Annotated in this window: 20 protein-coding genes and 1 tRNA gene; 8 read left to right on the forward strand and 13 right to left on the reverse strand. The window is 47.1% G+C overall.

All coding sequences use genetic code 11. The annotated features are described in order from the left end of the window. Positions 1-78 precede the first annotated feature (78 nt). The 3 genes from IID12_05650 to IID12_05660 all read right to left on the reverse strand — a co-directional run bounded on the left by IID12_05650 (position 79) and on the right by IID12_05660 (position 1,816). A complete protein-coding gene (locus tag IID12_05650) occupies positions 79-1,080 on the reverse strand; it encodes a hypothetical protein (protein MCH8288572.1) in 1,002 nt (333 codons plus the stop codon). Between the two features lie 28 nt (positions 1,081-1,108). Next, positions 1,109-1,558, reverse strand: a complete 450-nt coding sequence (locus IID12_05655) for a hypothetical protein (protein ID MCH8288573.1) — start codon at positions 1,556-1,558, stop codon at positions 1,109-1,111. Positions 1,559-1,740: 182 nt separating this feature from the next. Then, positions 1,741-1,816 (reverse strand) — tRNA-Phe (locus IID12_05660). A gap of 247 nt (positions 1,817-2,063) precedes the next feature. Between IID12_05660 and coxB the strand changes: the two genes are divergently transcribed. From coxB to IID12_05700, 8 genes are all read left to right on the forward strand, one after another. Then, the gene (gene coxB, locus IID12_05665; GenBank protein MCH8288574.1) at positions 2,064-2,723 is read left to right on the forward strand and encodes a cytochrome c oxidase subunit II; all 660 of its coding nucleotides are present in this window, start codon (positions 2,064-2,066) and stop codon (positions 2,721-2,723) included. A 139-nt stretch (positions 2,724-2,862) separates the two neighbouring features. Next, positions 2,863-4,578, forward strand: coding sequence for a cbb3-type cytochrome c oxidase subunit I (locus IID12_05670; GenBank protein ID MCH8288575.1), 1,716 nt, complete (start codon positions 2,863-2,865; stop codon positions 4,576-4,578). A gap of 17 nt (positions 4,579-4,595) precedes the next feature. Next, positions 4,596-5,507, forward strand: coding sequence for a COX15/CtaA family protein (locus IID12_05675; protein ID MCH8288576.1), 912 nt, complete (start codon positions 4,596-4,598; stop codon positions 5,505-5,507). Beyond that, positions 5,504-6,367 (forward strand): protoheme IX farnesyltransferase, encoded by an 864-nt coding sequence (cyoE, locus tag IID12_05680; protein MCH8288577.1) that lies wholly within the window; start codon positions 5,504-5,506, stop codon positions 6,365-6,367. The genes IID12_05675 and cyoE overlap by 4 nt, the downstream gene beginning before the upstream one ends. Before the next feature lie 118 nt (positions 6,368-6,485). Beyond that, complete coding sequence (locus tag IID12_05685) at positions 6,486-7,082, forward strand: heme-copper oxidase subunit III (protein MCH8288578.1); 597 nt, start codon at positions 6,486-6,488, stop codon at positions 7,080-7,082. Positions 7,083-7,352: 270 nt separating this feature from the next. After that, entirely contained in the window at positions 7,353-7,970 is a 618-nt protein-coding gene (locus tag IID12_05690; protein ID MCH8288579.1) for a heme-copper oxidase subunit III, read from the forward strand. A 22-nt stretch (positions 7,971-7,992) separates the two neighbouring features. After that, on the forward strand, positions 7,993-8,337 hold the full coding sequence (locus IID12_05695; protein MCH8288580.1) for a cytochrome C oxidase subunit IV family protein: 345 nt from the start codon (positions 7,993-7,995) through the stop codon (positions 8,335-8,337). Positions 8,338-8,380: 43 nt separating this feature from the next. Beyond that, complete coding sequence (locus IID12_05700) at positions 8,381-8,794, forward strand: DUF420 domain-containing protein (GenBank protein ID MCH8288581.1); 414 nt, start codon at positions 8,381-8,383, stop codon at positions 8,792-8,794. A 225-nt stretch (positions 8,795-9,019) separates the two neighbouring features. Here IID12_05700 and IID12_05705 read toward each other — a convergent pair whose 3' ends face one another. The 10 genes from IID12_05705 to IID12_05750 all read right to left on the reverse strand — a co-directional run. Then, positions 9,020-9,193: a hypothetical protein gene (locus IID12_05705; GenBank protein ID MCH8288582.1), complete on the reverse strand. Its 174-nt coding sequence runs from the start codon at positions 9,191-9,193 to the stop codon at positions 9,020-9,022. Continuing rightward, positions 9,190-9,966, reverse strand: coding sequence for a phenylacetate-CoA oxygenase subunit PaaI (locus IID12_05710; GenBank protein ID MCH8288583.1), 777 nt, complete (start codon positions 9,964-9,966; stop codon positions 9,190-9,192). Before IID12_05710 ends, IID12_05705 begins: the two co-directional genes overlap by 4 nt. Before the next feature lie 2 nt (positions 9,967-9,968). Further along, positions 9,969-10,184: a hypothetical protein gene (locus IID12_05715; protein ID MCH8288584.1), complete on the reverse strand. Its 216-nt coding sequence runs from the start codon at positions 10,182-10,184 to the stop codon at positions 9,969-9,971. A gap of 26 nt (positions 10,185-10,210) precedes the next feature. Beyond that, the gene (locus IID12_05720) at positions 10,211-10,534 is read right to left on the reverse strand and encodes a metal-sulfur cluster assembly factor (protein MCH8288585.1); all 324 of its coding nucleotides are present in this window, start codon (positions 10,532-10,534) and stop codon (positions 10,211-10,213) included. Further along, positions 10,516-11,409 carry a phenylacetate-CoA oxygenase subunit PaaI gene (locus IID12_05725; protein MCH8288586.1) on the reverse strand — a complete coding sequence of 298 codons (894 nt, stop codon included), beginning with the start codon at positions 11,407-11,409 and terminating at the stop codon, positions 10,516-10,518. Before IID12_05725 ends, IID12_05720 begins: the two co-directional genes overlap by 19 nt. Positions 11,410-12,054: 645 nt before the next feature. Continuing rightward, a complete protein-coding gene (locus IID12_05730; GenBank protein ID MCH8288587.1) occupies positions 12,055-12,501 on the reverse strand; it encodes a hypothetical protein in 447 nt (148 codons plus the stop codon). Further along, positions 12,482-15,361, reverse strand: coding sequence for a molybdopterin-dependent oxidoreductase (locus IID12_05735; protein MCH8288588.1), 2,880 nt, complete (start codon positions 15,359-15,361; stop codon positions 12,482-12,484). The genes IID12_05730 and IID12_05735 overlap by 20 nt, the downstream gene beginning before the upstream one ends. 33 nt (positions 15,362-15,394) lie before the next feature. Beyond that, on the reverse strand, positions 15,395-16,312 hold the full coding sequence (locus IID12_05740) for a CoA transferase subunit A (protein ID MCH8288589.1): 918 nt from the start codon (positions 16,310-16,312) through the stop codon (positions 15,395-15,397). 2 nt (positions 16,313-16,314) lie between these two features. Beyond that, the gene (locus tag IID12_05745) at positions 16,315-17,103 is read right to left on the reverse strand and encodes a CoA-transferase (protein MCH8288590.1); all 789 of its coding nucleotides are present in this window, start codon (positions 17,101-17,103) and stop codon (positions 16,315-16,317) included. Between the two features lie 135 nt (positions 17,104-17,238). Continuing rightward, the coding region (locus IID12_05750) for an aldehyde dehydrogenase family protein (protein MCH8288591.1) at positions 17,239-18,188 on the reverse strand (950 nt) is incomplete at its 5' end.

An 18,188-nucleotide genomic window follows, 5' to 3' on the forward strand; every position in this document is an offset into this window, starting at 1 on the left:
TACTAAATTATACCAATTTGTAACATAACTATTGGTACGACTTTAGGGGGGCAGGTCACTATTCCCAGATTGGAAAAGTCAAATTTCTCGCTTCATATTGAATTTGGAATCAATTGATATATATCCAAACTTGATTGGAATATCGGGTGATTCAATTTCATTTAAATCCTTCATTAGCTTATTATCGATCAAGCCCGGGATTTCAACACCTAGGATATATGAATTAATAGCCTTCGCCTTTAGTATATTAAAACACTCCCCTCGTCCGACGTATACTTTTCTAGCTTGTTCCGGATAGATAAATAGGCCTCTTAATACATCCCTCATTACCATACTATTGAAAAACAGCTCCGATATGATGCTCAGACGACTGTCGGTTCTGAGTCCATGCAGTTTAAATATCGATAGAATATTGGAGTTGTTACTTAAGCCCCATAAATCGATCATACTGTAATCTTTAGGAAATATATAAATATTCTCCGGTTTATCTTCTATGTAGACCCGCAATGGTAATTCTCTCGATATCTCTTTAGTATCTGCCAGATCATTTAATTCACGTTGATGCGACCATATATATTCTTCATAATCATTGGAATTTAGCTGATCCAACGGTTTTGATAAAAAGCTCTTACGAGCGTCATATTTTGGATGATCAAGAAAAAGCTCCAATTCGTTCATAATTAGCAGCTTACCTAATAGGCGCTTTGAGCTATCATCAACAGAAAACCATGGATAGCACTCACTGAATCTGCTTACGCGGTATAAGAAAGCTTGATAATGCTCAGGGGCGTGACGTCCTGAATCGTTGGGATAATCCCATCGGAGTGATATCTGCGAGAACTCCGTCCATCTCCTGATAACAAACGCCAAGCTCTCAAACGCACCGACAACCTCCTTTATATTCTCAAGATAAGATCCGCGTTTCAAATGAATTAGTACCTTGTCTTTGTTCTGTTGTGGTAACGTAATTCCAACCTCTGTTCTGTAGGGCAGTATCTCGCCTTTCAGAGTCTCACCTGTTTCACTCGTATAGTTATCGTGAAACAGTTTATTCAATTTATCGTAATCGTCTTGTTTCATTTTTTCTCTTCTCTATCCCCACAATGTTTTATAGATTTTCACCCCGGTCATCTATTAGCGACCAGTACTTGTTCAACTTCTCAGCCAAATGCCTGATGCGGACTCTTGCGGCTTGTTTAAGTTCGCCCTGGAAGTTTGTGAGTTCCCTCCCTTCAATCTCCTTTTGCTGCCAAGCTAATGCTCCTCTGCATACACCGTATATCCCAACTGCTATTAAGTCTTCATACCAGTCAGCCGGGTTATTATTTGCATATTGGATAGGGATATCATATCGGTGCGCGTTTTCTTTGGCGATCATTATCAGAAGAGGCTTGTTCTCCATTATGAATTGTTCAACCTTCTCTCGCATTTCATCACAGAGAACTTTACCCTTTGTATTGACCTTAATTGATTTATGCGCTTCTATTCCTTTATTAGCACTATCAGAATTAGGCTCTCTCCTTAATTCTTTTAAATCGTTCACGATTTTATCTAACATTTAACCCTCCAATATTTCGATGATATCCACCTGATAAAAATTCAATAATTATTGAATCGGTACGCATATGTGCGCGGATTGGGGCCTATTCGGGGATATTCAGGCCTGTTTTGATAAAAAAGGAGGTGTTCCAATGTTCTCTTGAAACACCCGTCAAATGTAGGTTCTATAAGAGTTTGAAGTGGTGGCGCCTCGCGGAATCGAACCACGGACACATGGATTTTCAGTCCACTGCTCTACCTACTGAGCTAAGGCGCCTGATTTTACGAGGCAAAAATTATGCTCATCCCCCTCCAAAGTCAAGGAATTATAACTGCGCTTCAATACTTGCCTGACTTTGCGCAGTTCATCCGGCTCTTCCGATAACAAAAATTGAGCGGTATTGAATTTCGGATATATTTTTATTGACAATACAGATGTATTTTGATACTATAATGCCCTTGCAATGTAAATGGTTATTCTGCGGTAGGGACAAGAAGCTTAACAACAAATGAAAGGTTCTTAAATGCTGAATTGGTTACCTGAAAACATATCTACATATGGTGCGGAAATCGATTATCTCTTCTATTTCATTTATTACATAACCACTGTCATTTTTCTTCTCGTTGCGGGTTCGATGATCTACTTCCTGATTAAATACAGATATGATAAGGAACGCAAAGCGGAGTATTCGCACGGCAACATAAAACTTGAAATAATCTGGACAAGCGCGACGACAATCGGAGTTCTCATACTTGCGCTGATGAGCGCTCCTGTATGGAAGCAGATTAAAATCGAATCGCCGGATGCGGATATTGTTGTTCAGGTGACGGGAGAACAATTTAACTGGATCATGCTATATCCGGGTCCCGATAAGATGTTCGGAACAGACGACGATCTCGAAATCGAGAACGAACTGAACGTCCCTATCGATAAAGTAATTCACATAAATCTGCTTTCCGACGACGTTATTCACAGCTTTTTTATACCGGTTCTCAGGCTTAAACAGGATGCCGTGCCCGGACGAGAGATCATGGTTTGGTTTGAAGCTACTAAAACCGGCAGATACGAAATACCGTGCGCGGAACTCTGCGGGTTCGGTCATTCGGGAATGCTCGGTTATCTTTACGTCCATACAGCCGAAGATTATGAAAATTGGGTCAGCGAAAACTGGCCTGAATCTTAAACTGATTTAGTCTATCAGGATTTTTCCCATACATTAAGGAAAGTCAAATATGACAGAAGAGACCAAGACGGAAAATACTCACGACGATCACGCCAGGCAGAGTATCTGGTCGAAGTACATTTTTTCATTAGACCACAAGATGATAGCCAAACAGTACCTGCTTCTTGGGATTATCATGTTGGCTTTGGGCGGACTTCTCGCGATGCTTATCAGGTGGCAGCTCGGCTATCCCGAAGAACCGCTTCCGATTATCGGGCTTTCTGATGAGTATATAGAAACAGGTGAAGCATCCGGCGCTATAGATAAAATGTGGGATGATTGGTTCGAAAATGAAACAGAAAACTGGTTTACTTCAAATATACCCGGCGGTGTTATAGGACCCGAGTTTTACAATGCACTTTTCACGATGCACGCAACTATTATGATATTCTTCGCCATCATGCCGATACTGATCGGCTGCTTCGGTAACTTTCTGATTCCGCTTATGATCGGCACCAAGGACATGGCATTTCCGTTTTTGAATATGCTGTCGTTCTGGGTTGCCTTTATCGCTTCAATAGTCATGCTCTCCGGATTTTTCGTTCCCGGAGGACATGCAGCTGCCGGGTGGACGGGATATCCGCCATTGTCTGCCTCCGCAGATTTTACAGGAGTCGAATGGGGTCAAAATCTCTGGATAATCGGTCTCCTTCTAATCGGCATCTCATCAATGATGGGTGCCATTAACTATATAACCACAATCATCAACATGCGTACGGTGGGGATGACTTTCTTCCGGCTGCCGCTGACCGTCTGGTCTCTTTTCATAGTGGCAATACTATTACTCCTTGCGGTGCCCGTTCTAGCTTCAGCTCTTGCCATGCTTTTATTCGATAATATGTTCGGTACGAGTTTCTTCTCAGCCGCAGGTGGCGGTGATCCGATTTTATGGCAGCATCTCTTCTGGTTTTTCGGGCATCCGGAGGTATACGTCCTGATTTTGCCGGGAATGGGAATAGCATCGGACCTGTTGTCGGTTTTCGCCAGAAAACCCATCTTCGGGTACAAGGCTATGGTTTACGCAATGATCTCGATTGCCGGACTTGGATTTATAGTCTGGGGGCACCACATGTTCCAGAGCGGAATGAATCCTGGCATAGGAACCACGTTTATGTTTTCCACTATGGTTATAGCCGTTCCCTCAGCTATCAAAACGTTTAACTGGTTTGGTACCCTGAAAGGCGCGAATATTAAGTTTACAGTCCCTATGATGAATACCCTTGCCTTTGTTTCGATGTTCGTTATAGGCGGATTAAGCGGGATTTTCATGGCTTCGACACCGGTTGACATCTTCATCCACGATACCTATTTCATTGTCGCCCACATTCATTACGTCATCTTCGGCGGAAGCATTTTCGCCCTGTTTGCAGCTGTATACTACTGGTTCCCGAAGATGTTCGGCAGGGGTATGAACATGACGCTCGGAAAGATCCATTTCTGGATGACTTTCATATTCTTCAACGCAACGTTCTTCCCGATGCATATACTCGGAGTCGGCGGACACATGAGGAGAATTTACAATCCGATGCAATATGAATTTCTTCAGGATATGCAATGGATAAACGAGTTCATAACCGTCTCGGCGATAATGCTCGGTTTCTCGCAGATCCTCTTTTTCTTCAACTTTTTCTACAGCATGTACTGGGGTAAAGCGGCCGAGGATAATCCATGGCAGGCAAACACGCTTGAGTGGTTTGCGCCTACCCCACCCCCGCATGGCAACTTCCCGGTACAGCCGATAGTATACGGCGGTCCTTATGAGTACAGTCTGCCGGACAAAGAAGAGGATTGGTTATCGCAAGCCGCTGAAAGGTGATTGCAGATTATTTAAAAATGAATACTCCTCAGATAAAAAGAGATGCCTGGCTCAGCAGCTTTGCTTTTTTGACAGTTGGAGCAACCTTCCTTCTCTTGGCTCTCGGAGGCCTCGTATCAAGTAAAGGTGTTGGAATGGCGGTGCCTGACTGGCCCACTACATTTGGATATAATATGTTCACGTTTCCTTTATCCGAAATGATCGGCGGAATCTTTTATGAACACAGTCATCGGTTAATGGGCTCTCTTGTAGGACTGCTGACCATAGGACTTACACTCCTTATCTGGTTGAGAGAAGAGCGCACATGGTTAAAATGGCTCTCGGTCATCGCTCTGTTTGCCGTAATTTTTCAGGGTATATTGGGCGGACTGCGCGTTGTCCAGATAAGCACCGCCTTTGCCGTCGCCCACGGGGCGTTTGCCCATGCTTTTTTCGCGCTGATCGTCAGTATCGCTCTGTTTTTAACAGACTTTTGGCGGCGCTCTGAAGCCGATCTCCCAATAGAAGTGAATCGCTCTTTCAAAACTCTAACGATCATGACGTCGGTTGTTATTTATTTGCAACTTATGCTCGGAGCGGTATATCGCCATACGGGAGAATTGCTCTGGCTTCATCTTTTCTTTGCATTCGTCGTGACTATAATGGCGTTCATTTTAACGGACTCGGTGAATAAAAAAATTAACGGTATAGTCTTTATTAAAAGAATCTCCGTTGCGCTTGTTGCATTACTTGTTTTTCAACTGTTTACCGGTATGGGCGCTTTTATGATGAAACTGTTCTCCCCCGAACGGCTTGAAGCTCCACCGCTGGTCATTGCAATGACGCTTATTCACGTATTGACAGGCGCAATTCTATTCGCCGCATCGACAGCGCTGACCCTCAGCGTCCTCCGGGTAACAAACAGCTCACCGGGAACGGTAACCGCATGAAAAATATCTTCATGGATTTTATCAGCTTGACCAAACCGAAACTGATTTCGCTCGTTCTTATGACAACGCTTGCGGGCTTTTATATCGGCTCGAACGGTTCGTTAAATTTAGACCTGATGGCTATCACACTGATAGGTACGACATTCGTGGCAGCCGGGGCTCTCGTTCTTAATCAACATATAGAAAGAGAATCCGATGGGCTGATGAAGCGAACCTGTAACCGCCCTCTCCCCGATGGCAGGCTGAAACCAAAAGATGCAATGATTTTTGGTTTAGTTCTAAGCATAGCCGGTCTATATATAAATTTTGTTCATATAAACATTTTGACAGGCATCCTCTCTCTACTTTCTATTTCGGTATACCTGTTCGTTTATACGCCAATGAAGAAAAAATCTGCTTTCTGCGTTGTGGTTGGCGCGGTTCCCGGAGCATTGCCCCCGGCGGGCGGTTGGATAGCCGCGACAGGGAGTTTCGAGATGGGCGCGCTGATCTTGTTTGCTATTCTGTTTTTCTGGCAGATACCCCATAGCCTTGCGATCGCATGGCTTTATAGGAGTGATTATGAAAGAGCGGGGATAAAACTCCTGCCTGACATCAGCACTGAGAGTAATGCTACAGGGCATCAGGTTTTAATAAACACTATGGCGCTGCTGCCGATAGGACTCATGCCGAGTATACTCGGAATATCGGGACAAATTCATTTTTTTACCGCTCTCGGACTTGGCGCTGCGTTTGCCATTTTTGCTGCGCGATTCGCAATGAACCGCTCCATACCTTCGGCTAAAAACCTGCTGCATGCCTCTTATTTATACATTCCGTTTCTGCTCGGGATCATGAGCTACGATAGGATAACCTTCTGACCATTATGGATGCGATGGACATTAAAAAAAGGAAACGGCTGACATTGCTGATAATCGGCGGGGTTGTGACCCTCCAGGTAGTGATTACCATTATTACGGTATTGGTGAAAAACTGATTATGAGCAACCCTGCTGCAACTATTATGAACGAAAATATCGGCAGCGGACAAAGACCGCTCATTAACAGTACGTATCTCGCGATGTTCATTTTCATCGGCGCCGAACTGATGTTCTTCTCGGGATTGACCGGAGCCTTTTTACTTCTCAAGATCAGTGCCGCGAATTGGCCTCCTCCGGGTCAACCTACCCTGCCTGTCTTTGTTACAGGAATAAACACTTTATTACTGTTAACGAGCGGATATTTTATGTCACGGGCATGGAGTATACCCAAAAATCGCACTCTTCTTCTCCGCTATATGCTAACCGCCTCGATCCTCGGCGGCGTTTTCCTTGCAATACAGGGTTACGAATGGTTTCGCCTCGTCGGATTCGGCTTGACCCTTCAATCGAGTGTTTACGGTAGCATTTTTTATCTGCTGATAGGAGCGCACGCCGTGCATGTCGCCGGTGGCCTTATATGGCTTTTGACAATCACCGTTCTTTCTGTCAAAGGCATTGTCTATCCAAATGAACTTAATAAGCTGAAGGCATGCGCAATATATTGGTTTTTTGTGGTGCTGCTCTGGCCCTTCCTGTATATTCTGGTATATTTTTAAGATGAACGGTAAATTCATCCTCCTCCTGTTTTTGCTTACCTTCACAGCGCCCTCAGTTCTCTATGCTTGTCCCGGATGCGCTCAGGCAATTGCCGAATCCGGGGGGACAAGTGGATTGATCGCCATATATTCTTTACTTACAGGCATGCCGTTCCTCATTATAGGCTCAATTGTATTGAGCATAATCATCATGAAGCGTAGATCAGCTGAAGACCAAGACCACGATAATGTATCAGATTCCAGCTCTGACCTTAATGGAGGAAAATAAAATTGAGTGAATCTACCGCCGTTAGCGCGACAACCGAATCTTTTGAAACTCCTCTTACTCCGGAGAGCTTGGGAAAACTCGGAATGTGGATATTCCTCGCCGGTGATGCAATGTCCTTCGGGACGCTGCTCGTAGGTTACGCAGCTCTGCGGGCGGCAAGCTACGATTGGCCCCTGCCGTCGGAGGTACTTGGAATCGGCATGACGGCATTCATGACATTTTTGCTGATAGTCAGCAGCCTGACCATGGTGAAGGGTTTATCAGCCATTAAGAGGGGTGACATCGCCGGTCTTACGAAATTTCTCTCTCTTACCATTCTCGGAGGAGTTATTTTTCTCGGGCTTCAAGCTTATGAGTGGACACATCTGATTCATCAAGGGCTTGGATTTTCAGAAAACCCATGGGGCAGCGGACTCTTTGGTACCACTTTCTTTTCGATTACCGGTTTCCACGGCATGCACGTTACAGGCGGTGTAACTTATCTGTCTGTTGTTCTGATCAACGCTCGTAAGGGAAAGTTTTCAGCGGAGAACTTCAACGGCGTAGAATTGGTGGGGCTTTATTGGCACTTCGTCGACCTCGTCTGGATACTCGTATTCACGTTCATATACCTAATATAAAATCTTATAGGAGATCGATAAAATGACTTCGGATTCACATTCAGAACCTAATTATATGAAGGTATTCTGGTGGCTTCTCTTCCTTACTATACTCGAGATTATTATCGCCGTGATCCCGAACGGTCCCCTTTATTCAAATCTGTTCCAGGGATTTTTACTGATAACCACTGCCGTTGCAAAAGCCTCTTTGGTGGCGCTCTATTTCATGCATTTGAAATTTGAGAAACGCATACTCGGCGCGATTGCATTTTCACCTCTTATATTGATGGCTATCGCATTGACGCTGCTGCTTAACGATATCAGGGTTCCGGAACCGAAAGCGGGAGAGATGTCGCGTTCCAACATCGAAAGTATGATGGAGGAATAAACTGAGAAGTTAGAATCAGACTGACCTTTCATCTCCTGCTCTTATGGACTACTCTCTACTTCCGACCATTAATGCGATCTTGAACGCCACCAGCGGCGCTCTGGTTCTTCTCGGTTACCGAAATATCAGACGCGGTAAGGACGCTATACACAAAAAATTCATGCTCACCGCTATCGGGGTCTCCGCTTTATTTCTTGCCTCTTACCTAATTTATCACTGGGAAGTCGGCTCCATAAAGTTTCAGGGAGAGGGGATCATCAGAATCATATATTTCAGCATACTGATCTCTCACACGATTTTGGCTGTGGTTATCGTGCCTATGGTGCTCCGCACTGTATATTTAGCGCTTAAAGGTCAGTTTTCAAAACACCGGAAAATAGCGAAACTAACCTTTCCGATTTGGGTGTACGTATCCGCCACGGGCGTCATCGTTTATCTCATGCTTTATCAGCTCTGAACGTTTTTACGAATTCGACCTGTTCATATGAAATTTCTTAAACCTGATTTTATCGTCGAGTGGATGACCCTTATCAAGGAGGAAGGCTTGAAGTCCTTCATGAAGAAAAAAGGTTGGACAGTGCTCCTAATTATTGTGATTTTTTACACTATCCGCGACGGGATACTTTATATCCTCATGCCATATTTGATTTATAAGGGTTTCTTTTAAAAAATAACAGCGGGGTCAGTCGTTCTTTTCTTCCTTCTCCCACTTGATCCATTCAAACGGCGAACGGCAGTCGTTGCAGACATATTGAACCAGCGCCAGCGTGGTTCCGAAGGGTGAATGAAGTTCGGTGTTTTCAGATTCACAGAATGGACATCGGACTGATTCCGGAATAATTTTGGTATTATTCAAACTCTGAACACCTCATTCTTTTCTCCGCGGAGCGAATAAATGATTGCCTCATCCGGATAACGGGGATACTCCTTAGATTCCTCAAGCTCCATCTCTTTGGAATTTGGAAGGTTCAATCCGGAATGTTGAGCAAGGGAATTTACGTTTTCGAATGTTTTTGCAAGGGTCTCTTTGATCGGCATATTCAAAATACCCTCTTCAACGAGCGCCGAATCGGTCAGATCACTAAGCCAGGAGGTATAAGCGGGAACAGCTTTTCGGAAGACCTCACCAACCATATCAGCGCTGCCATTGCCATCGGCTGCAAGAGAAACGACCCATGCGTGTGTATAGTCGGAATGAAACTTTTCTTCCTGAAGGATTTTCTCGACTCTTTCTCTCAAGGGGCGAAAACTCGAATCGCTCATCGATTCCAATAACAGAGTCAGCCCCGAATCGATTACGGCAGAGAGCGAAATCAGCTCGATCCAGCTTGATATATCAATATTCAAGCTGACCACTGCGTTGTATTTTTCCGGCGGACGATCATGGATAAGCGTCGCGTCGTTTTCGCCTGAATAGTTTTTTAACAGTCCGTGAAGTAGCCGGACATGACCGAGCTCGTCCTGCGCAAAATTACACGTAGCAATACCCGCCTCAAGTGTCGGGGTACGGAAAGTCCATTCCCCGAAATGATAACCTAACAGCAGCTTTGTATCGGATATCCCCAGTAGCAGCGCTTTGAATTCATCTTTGACAGCGGCCGGAAGAGAATCTTTTCTTTTATCAACCAAGCTCAATTACCCTTCACGTTCAGTTTATCTTCTTCGTTATAAACGGGAATAATATCACCCCTTTCTACCACGCAGAGTTCAATCCAGTTCTCCTCGTTATAGACAGTGTGGGCATATACTTTTGCGAGATCGACTCCGGGAGCGTTCACATATCCGATATGCTTCAACTCCTCTTCGCTTGACTTTCTGCCAAAAACTTCAAATACGTCTTCCGACATGATATTTCCCCGCTGAATGTTCCTGTTTAGACTGCTATCCCTAACGCTTTTAGGGCGTAAACACCGTCGTCGGTCAGCATCTCCTTTGTCCACGCCGGCGACCAGACTACTTCTATGTTGACAGAATCAACCCCTTTCGTTCCTGCCAGCTTCTCTAAAATATCTTCTTTTATCATATCTATCGCCGGGCATCCGCTTGCGGTAAGCGTCATTGTGATATCCACATTCCCGTTATCAACTTCCACTCCGTAGATCAACCCCAAATCCACAAGGCTTATGGGAAGCTCCGGATCATTGACCTCTTTTAGCGCAGCATAGACCTGTTCTTTAGTTACGCCAGCCAATTCAATCCTGAGAACGGGCTGTTCTTATCGCCCTGTATCATCTCCACAAACCTTTCGTTATACGGTCCTCTGCCCCTCCATCTTTCGAAGACTTTCTCCCAGGTGATATGCTCGTCGAAAAGCCATTTTTTATCATCCGGATCGAACTCGATAGGAAATTCGTATTCGATGTCATAACTGTCGCTCTTTTTATTATAATGAGCCGGGACATCTATACCTATCCCTTCGCAAAGGGGGACGGTTTTGCGCATCCAGATCTGACGGAGTTCGTCGTTCGTGTAGCCCTTCAGCTTAAACTCAAGCTGGTCGTTATGTCTCTTAAGGTCGTCCGGTAACCCGAACCATTCGAGCGTCATCGGGAACATCCAGTCGACCGCGCGTTGTAACCCATTTTTTGGCTCACCCCCCGCCCTGGAGAGCCTCTTCATCCACGTCTCGCCGTGCCTTAGATGCAGCAGCTCCTCTTTCCCTACTTTCACGAGCGCCCGCTTCCACGGACCGTAACTCGTATGGTCGTGTATGTCAGCAAGCAGTGTAATTCCCGCTCTATCGAAGAATCCGTTCGCCACCACCATCTCAGCCCAGTTTTCCAACGGCTGATCGAATCCGTACGGATTTTTGAATTGGTTCGGTTCTCTCCCGTAAACCAATTGACGCTTGTCAACGCCGATATCCTCAAGCAGCCTGTAGGCGATATTCGCATGACCGAGTTCGTCCTGAATGATAGCGGAAACCGCTATCCTCGAATTGATATTCGGAGCGTCCTTAGCGGCAAGATAATAAGCCGGCGCGCTCATCAGTTCCGTGTCGCCCTGCACCGTCAGGATAACCGTCAGAGCCTTCTTGTAGCCGGGAGTCATCTCCTCCTCGGATTCAACCATATGACCCCTATTGATCTTTTCGATCAGCGCTAAATCTTCACTGCTTTTTTCTGTCATTGAGTTACTTTATTCTCTGCTTTATGCTTCAAAGTTTCTAATATGTGGTGGTTAGGGCTTGCCCTGACATCACATATTATTATTTTATTAGCGGTCGGGGCAAGCCCCAACCCGCACTAAAAATGTACTTTATTGCCTTCGTAATTGCAAGGCTGATTGTCTTTTGGTTTCTGTCGAAGAATATTGTTGTCAATGCAAATGACGGGATTAGGAAGATTAAGTGTAGGGGCAATTCACGTTTACCCCGAAGAAAGCGGGGAATTGCCCGAATAACGAGGAATCGCGCAAGGACAACTCATGAGTTGTCCCGGCTGAGCCGGGACAGTGGGTGTGATTTAACGAAGATCGAATGATAACACCCCTCCCTCCTACGGAGTACTCCCCTCAAGGGGAGAGTTATAATATCCCCTCCTTACCAAGGAGGGGAACACAAGGGGTACCCCGCTTTCAGCGGGATTAGTCCCGCCATCGGCGGGAGTTCTCTAATAGGCAATTCCTTTTATTCCCCTCTAATAAGAGGGGTGCCCCGCCTCTGGCGGGGCGGGGTGTGTATAAACTCCTCCCTCAAGGGGAGAGGTTTAGTGCGAGTCAGGACAAGTCCTGACTGCCACGGAATTTCCCTAACCAGTACACCCAAGAAGTTTTCTTGTAAGACGCTTCGTCAACATCCACAAGCCAGATTTCAAGTTCAGGAAATGCTTCGCCTATTCGTTCCCATGCAACTCTGTGATGACCGGCTCGTGCTGGAAGGCCAACTTCGAACTGTTTTGGCAACGCTATTACGCAATTCTGAGCACCATTGTTAAGTCTGGATACAGCTCGGAAAAATATTTCATAAAAATCTTTTGCTCGTGCTGGACCAGTTTTCTTATACCCGATTACCTCGATATGCAAATCCTCATTATTTTTTGATGCCAGTATGTCGACTCCAGTTTCGCCGCTTGCACGTTGAAGACTGAGTTTAAAACCTTCATTTATCAGTAACTTTCGTAAGCACGATTCGCATTCTGAGTTTTTAACCGGATTCTGCATCATTTTTCTCTAACGCCCTCAACACCTTATCAGGAGTAATAGGCAAGTCCCTTATCCGAACTCCCACAGCATCATATACTGCATTGGCGATCGCCGCGGCTGTCGGGATCGTAGGCGGTTCGCCGATGCCTATCGCTCCGAACGGCGCTGTCGATTCGTCATGTTCGAGAACTACGCAGCTGACGTTCGGATAGTTCTTCGAACGCATCAGTTTGTATTTGTCGTAATTCAACGCTTGCGGTATTCCGTCCTGATAATCCGTATCCTCATATAACGCAAATCCTACTCCCATCGAAATCCCGCCGACTATCTGTCCCCTGACCGCTCGCGGGTTGATAGCTCTCCCGATATAATGAGAAGCTGTGATGTCTATGACGGCGACTTTCCCTGTTTTGGTATTTACCTCCACCTCGGCCATCTGCGCTCCAAACGCCATCGGGTACCAGGCATTTCCCTGTCCGGTTTTCGGGTCTAACGGAGCCGTGAGTTCTCCCGCTTTGAATATCCCTTCTCTCCGTCTCGGTTTTCCGAATTCATCGAACCTGTCAGCCGCTTCCTTGAACTGCATCTTGAACGACTCGTCGGCAGAGTCTGTTATGACTCCGTTGGAAACGTCAAGGTCGTCTTCGCTCTTGCCGCTGATTCTCGCCGCAACAGAGAGTATATCTTTCCTGATCGGATAACAGGCGCGCATGACAGCGTTACCTGTAGTATACGTCTGCTTTGTCGCGACGGTAGAGCCGCAGTTTTTCGTTCTGTCGGTATCGGCGTTCACAACGTTTATATCTTCCATATTCAAACCGAGCGTTTCCGCCGCCATCATCGCGAATGTTGTGTTCGATCCGTTGCCGTAATCCACGGTGCCGACGAAAATCGTTACGGTTCCGTCTTTATTCAGTTCGGCGATAACGTCCGTCGTATCCGGTATCCCGGAACCGAAACCTATTCCGTACCACATCGCTGCGACGCCGACACCTTTTTTGACCGGCGAGTCGGAATTGTTCGATTCACTCTTTCGCTTTGTCCAATTGAAATCTTTCGCCGCCTCATCAAGGGTCGCTTCTAACGGCGCGTACCTGTCCCATATGTAGTTTGTCGAGGTCTTCCCGTCTTTTTTGAGTGCGTTCAATTTCCTGAACTCTAACGGATCCATTCCTATCGCTTCCGCCGCCTCATCCAATATCGACTCGCCGCAGAAATTCGTTTCCGCTGCGCCGAACCCGCGCGTTGCGCCTGTAAAGGGCGTGTTGGTGTAAATGGCATAGGAATCGACCTTTATATTCTCTATCTCATACGGTCCTGTAAGCAGGACGCCCGCCTTTCTCATGATGTTGACCGACCATGAGGCATATGCGCCCGAATCTCCGAGAACTCTTCCCTCATAGGCGACTATTTTACCGTTCTTTTTGACGCCTATCTTGATATCGGTTATCTGCCTTGTCCGCTTGGCTGTGGCGAGGAACGTCTCCTCGCGCGTCCACTCGATTCGCACCGGACGCTGAAGCGCCATCGATGCGAGCGCAACGTGGATTTGTGCGTAAATGTCTTCCCGTTTACCGTAAGCCGCCCCGATAGCAGGTTGAATACATCGTACGTCTTCTTTGGGAACGCCGAGCGCGCGGATGATGTTCAACCTGTCATAGAATACCGACTGCCCGGGAGAGTAAACCGTGAGTTTACCGGTTTCATCATCATGATAGGCTATCGCCGCTTCCGGCTCTATCGGCGAATGGTCCTGTGGTTGAGTCGTGTATCGCTTTTCTATTATGACGTCAGCCTCTTCAAAACCTTTTTCACTGTCGCCCTTTTCAAGATGGTAATGGCTCAGTATGTTGCCGTTCTCGTTCTCTTCGTGCACTTTCGGCGCGTCGCTCTTTATCGCCTCCTCGAGGTCTAAAACCGGAGGAAGGTCTTCGTACTCCACTTTCACCAATTTCGCAGCCTTGTAAGCTGTATCTCTTTCTTCCGCCACCACAAGCGCGATCGGGTCTCCTATGTACCTGACCTTCCGGTCGCAAAACACCTGTTGATCCCTCAGCCGCTTACCGTAAGCGTTTTCTCCCGTTATGTCCTTATGAGTAAATACCTTGAGTACACCCGGCACTTCTTCCGCCTTACTCGTATCGATTGAAAGTATTTTTGCGTGGATTCTCTCGCTCCAGACGGTCGCCCCGTGCGCCATTCCTTCTCTTACAATGTCAGCCGTGTACAACGCCTCGCCCGTTACCCGGCTCCTTGACTCAATCCTCGATTTTGAATGACCAACGACATGAAGCTCTTTCCCCTGCCATTTTCCATCGGGATACTCATCATCTATCGAACGAACGATCTTGAGGTTGCCCTTTTCGAGGTCCGCCTCGATAAGCTGCCCTGAAGCGAGCTGCACGGACTCTATGAGCTGTTCATAGCCGGTACAGCGGCATATGTTCTTGTGGATAGCCTTTTTTATTTGGGGCAGTGTCGGTTTCGGCTCTTTGTCCAGAAGAGCTTTCGCCGACATGATAAATCCTGATGTGCAAATACCGCATTGGAATCCATGAGTTTTGATGAAAGCATCTTGAATCGGGTGTAGCTCGCCGTTTTTTGCCACCCCCTCTACAGTTTCTATTGTCGTTCCGACAGCGTCTTTCGCCGCTATGATGCATGAGTCAAGAGCTCTTCCGTCCACAATGACAGCACAGGAGCCGCAAGCTCCGATATCGCAGCCGCGTTTGGCGCCTGTCAGATCGAGGTCGTCCCGGAGAATGTCGAGTAACGATTTATCTTCCGTTGTGTTTAAAAAAACAGATTCGCCGTTGACAGTGGCATGAAATTCTATTGCGTTTGTTTGTGCTGTTGCGCTCTTCTTATCCGCTATCGCCATTTTGAAGGCCTTTCTATCTCTAAAATAATAAATTTATATCCCATAATCCACTGGTATGGACGGTGCCGGTGTTTTTATTTTGAGGTTGTCGACTCTTTCATCTCCGAGGAGACTCATATAATGCTCCCTGTCATCAACTCCATAGACCCATTTGTCGAGCCATTTTTCGTAACCGTCACGTGATTTCGTCTCGGAATGATATTCCGCGAAATAATCATCGTCCCTGTTGTAATAACCCTGAACAGGCGACGGATGACACGCCCAGGGTTCATGAACTACGGCGTTTACCTGAAATCCCTGGATCAGCGTCCTTCCCGGATCGCTGTTGATGATCTCAGCCGATACTATTTCTTCGGCTATCAATATCACGATTTTTGACGCTTTTGCCGCGTCAATGGAAATCCCGAGGCTGCCCCACACGTGAGCGTTGCCCATTTCATCGCATCTCTGAACAGGTAGGATAGCAACGTCCGGAACCAGCGCTTCGACGGCGACAAGCTTATCATCGGAAACCGGAGATTCAAACTCCTTCAGGTGCGGGTTGCCGTCTAATATATCGCTTCCGAGCGTTGACCGGGTAGGCAGGAACGGCACCCCCAATGCCGCTGCGTGAAGCGCGAGAGCCATCGTCAGATTGGAATAATCGGTCATTTTGATTCTGTTCGGCACTCCCTCTTCAACAGCCCGCCTGAACTGGTATGCCGAACCCATCATCACGTTCCCGACCCACGCCGCCTTCACTTCCGACACGCATCCCGCGCCGATGAGTTGATCGAAGAGCAGGTCTGAAATGGGACCTATCAGAGTCAGATTTTTTCTGCGCTGTCGTATGATCTCATGCGCCGCTGCGTAAACGATCATCTGCTCCATGAATGTACTCATGGCAACCGAGGAGCTGTTTAGAACGTATCGTTCAACAGCTTCTTTCATTGACAGCAGCTTACTCTCCATTTTCAACCGTTTGCTTTCCGGGAGTTCCAGCCCGTCCAAAAGCCGAGCGGGTCGTATTCCCTTATAACCTTCAGCTCATCAGACCGTGGCGGCTCCGTTTCGCCGACAGCTTCAGGTATATCAAGTTCGAATCCGGTTGCATCCCGAACCTCGCTCGCCGTGAAGCCGGGATGTAAGCTTCTCGGTTTCATTCGTCCTTCATCCGAAAAATCGAATATCCCCATAGTTGAAATAACCGCTGCCGGACCGCCTCCTGTCAGTCCAGCCTTTTTCCGCCAGTTTTTTCCATCTCCGTGTCCGGGTGAGGTCATGTAGTTTACTTTTTCCACAAATCTGTGCTTCTCGTGCTTCATGATTATCAATACCTTTTTAGCAAGGGAGGCAATATCGCAAGCGCCGCCGCTGCCCGGAAGACGGGTCTCACCGTTTCCGCTTTTGACAACCGTAGAATTCAAGTTGCCCTGCTTATCCACTTCCGCGCCGCCGAGGAATCCCACATCTACTTTTCCCTGCTGGAGATAAGCCATCACCGGGAGCATCTCACCCGTAAACGCAGCGCCTGTGATGTTCGGGGAATCTCCCATCGTGTAAATCAAAGAAGGACTCGGAGTCGAGCGGATAATCCCGTTTTCAAATAGACCTACGGAGTTCGGAGCATAGATGCTCTTTGCGAGAACAAATGCGATCAAGGGGAGTCGCATGCCGACGAATACCACATCGCCGTCTGCGATTTCGCGTGCGGCTGCGCAGATCATCAACTCCCTGAGAGTATATCCGGTACCTTCATTCATTCAATTATAAACCGTTGAAACGGTTACGCTCTTCATAACTTATCATTAACCCCCGGCAAGCCGGGGGCTAAAAGTAACACAAAATCATTAAGAAACCGTCTTAACGGTTTTTCCATCCGAGGTTATCAACGATCCTCATAATCCGAGATTTACCCAGACGCTTTTAACCTGCGTGTAATGCTCAAGGGCGCTGACGCCGAGCTCCCTGCCGAATCCGCTCTCTTTATATCCCCCGAACGGCGAAGCAGGATCATAGATGTTGTACGTATTTATCCAGACAGTACCTGCTTTCAGTCCGGCAGCCACGCGGTGGGCTCTTCCGACATTTCCCGTCCATACTCCTGACGCCAGACCATAAGGGGAATCATTCGCGATCTTGAGAGCCTCTTCCTCGTCCTTGAAAGGAATGACCGCAACGACCGGACCGAAGATTTCCTCCCGGGCTATCTTCATTTCCGGCTTTACATTATCGAAAACTGTCGGTCTCACAAAATATCCCTTGTCCATATCAGCCTTCGAACCGCCTGCGACAAGATCGGCGCCGTCTGACTTTCCGGATTCTATATATTCTAATACGCTGTTCATCTGATCTTCCGATACAACGGGTCCCATTCGTGTGTTCTTGTCGAACGGATCACCGAGCGTCATCGCTTCTGTCCGCTCTCCAAGCGCTTTTACAAATTCCTTGTGTATCGACTCCTGAACCAGGACTCTTGAACCTGCAGCGCAGACCTCGCCCTTATTATAGAAAATTCCGTTCATAGCTCCTTTGACGGCGGCGTCAAAGTCGGCGTCTTCAAATATTATGTTCGGTGACTTTCCGCCCAATTCAAGCGTAATCTTTTTAAGCGTGTCCGCCGCGGTTTTCATTATCCCTTTTCCAACGGATGTCGAGCCCGTGAACGCTATCTTATCCACGTCCGGATGTTCTACAAGCCGCTGCCCCACGACAGAACCTTTGCCCGGAAGAACGTTCAGAACTCCGTCCGGCAGACCGGCCTCTTTGCAGATCGCCGCGAGTTTGAGTGCGCTCAGCGGAGTTATCTCAGCCGGCTTTAGGACTACCGTGTTACCCATCGCTAAAG

It is taken from the genome of Candidatus Neomarinimicrobiota bacterium (genome assembly GCA_022567655.1).
In the GTDB taxonomy this organism is placed as follows: Bacteria; Fidelibacterota; SORT01; order SORT01; family SORT01; genus JADFGO01.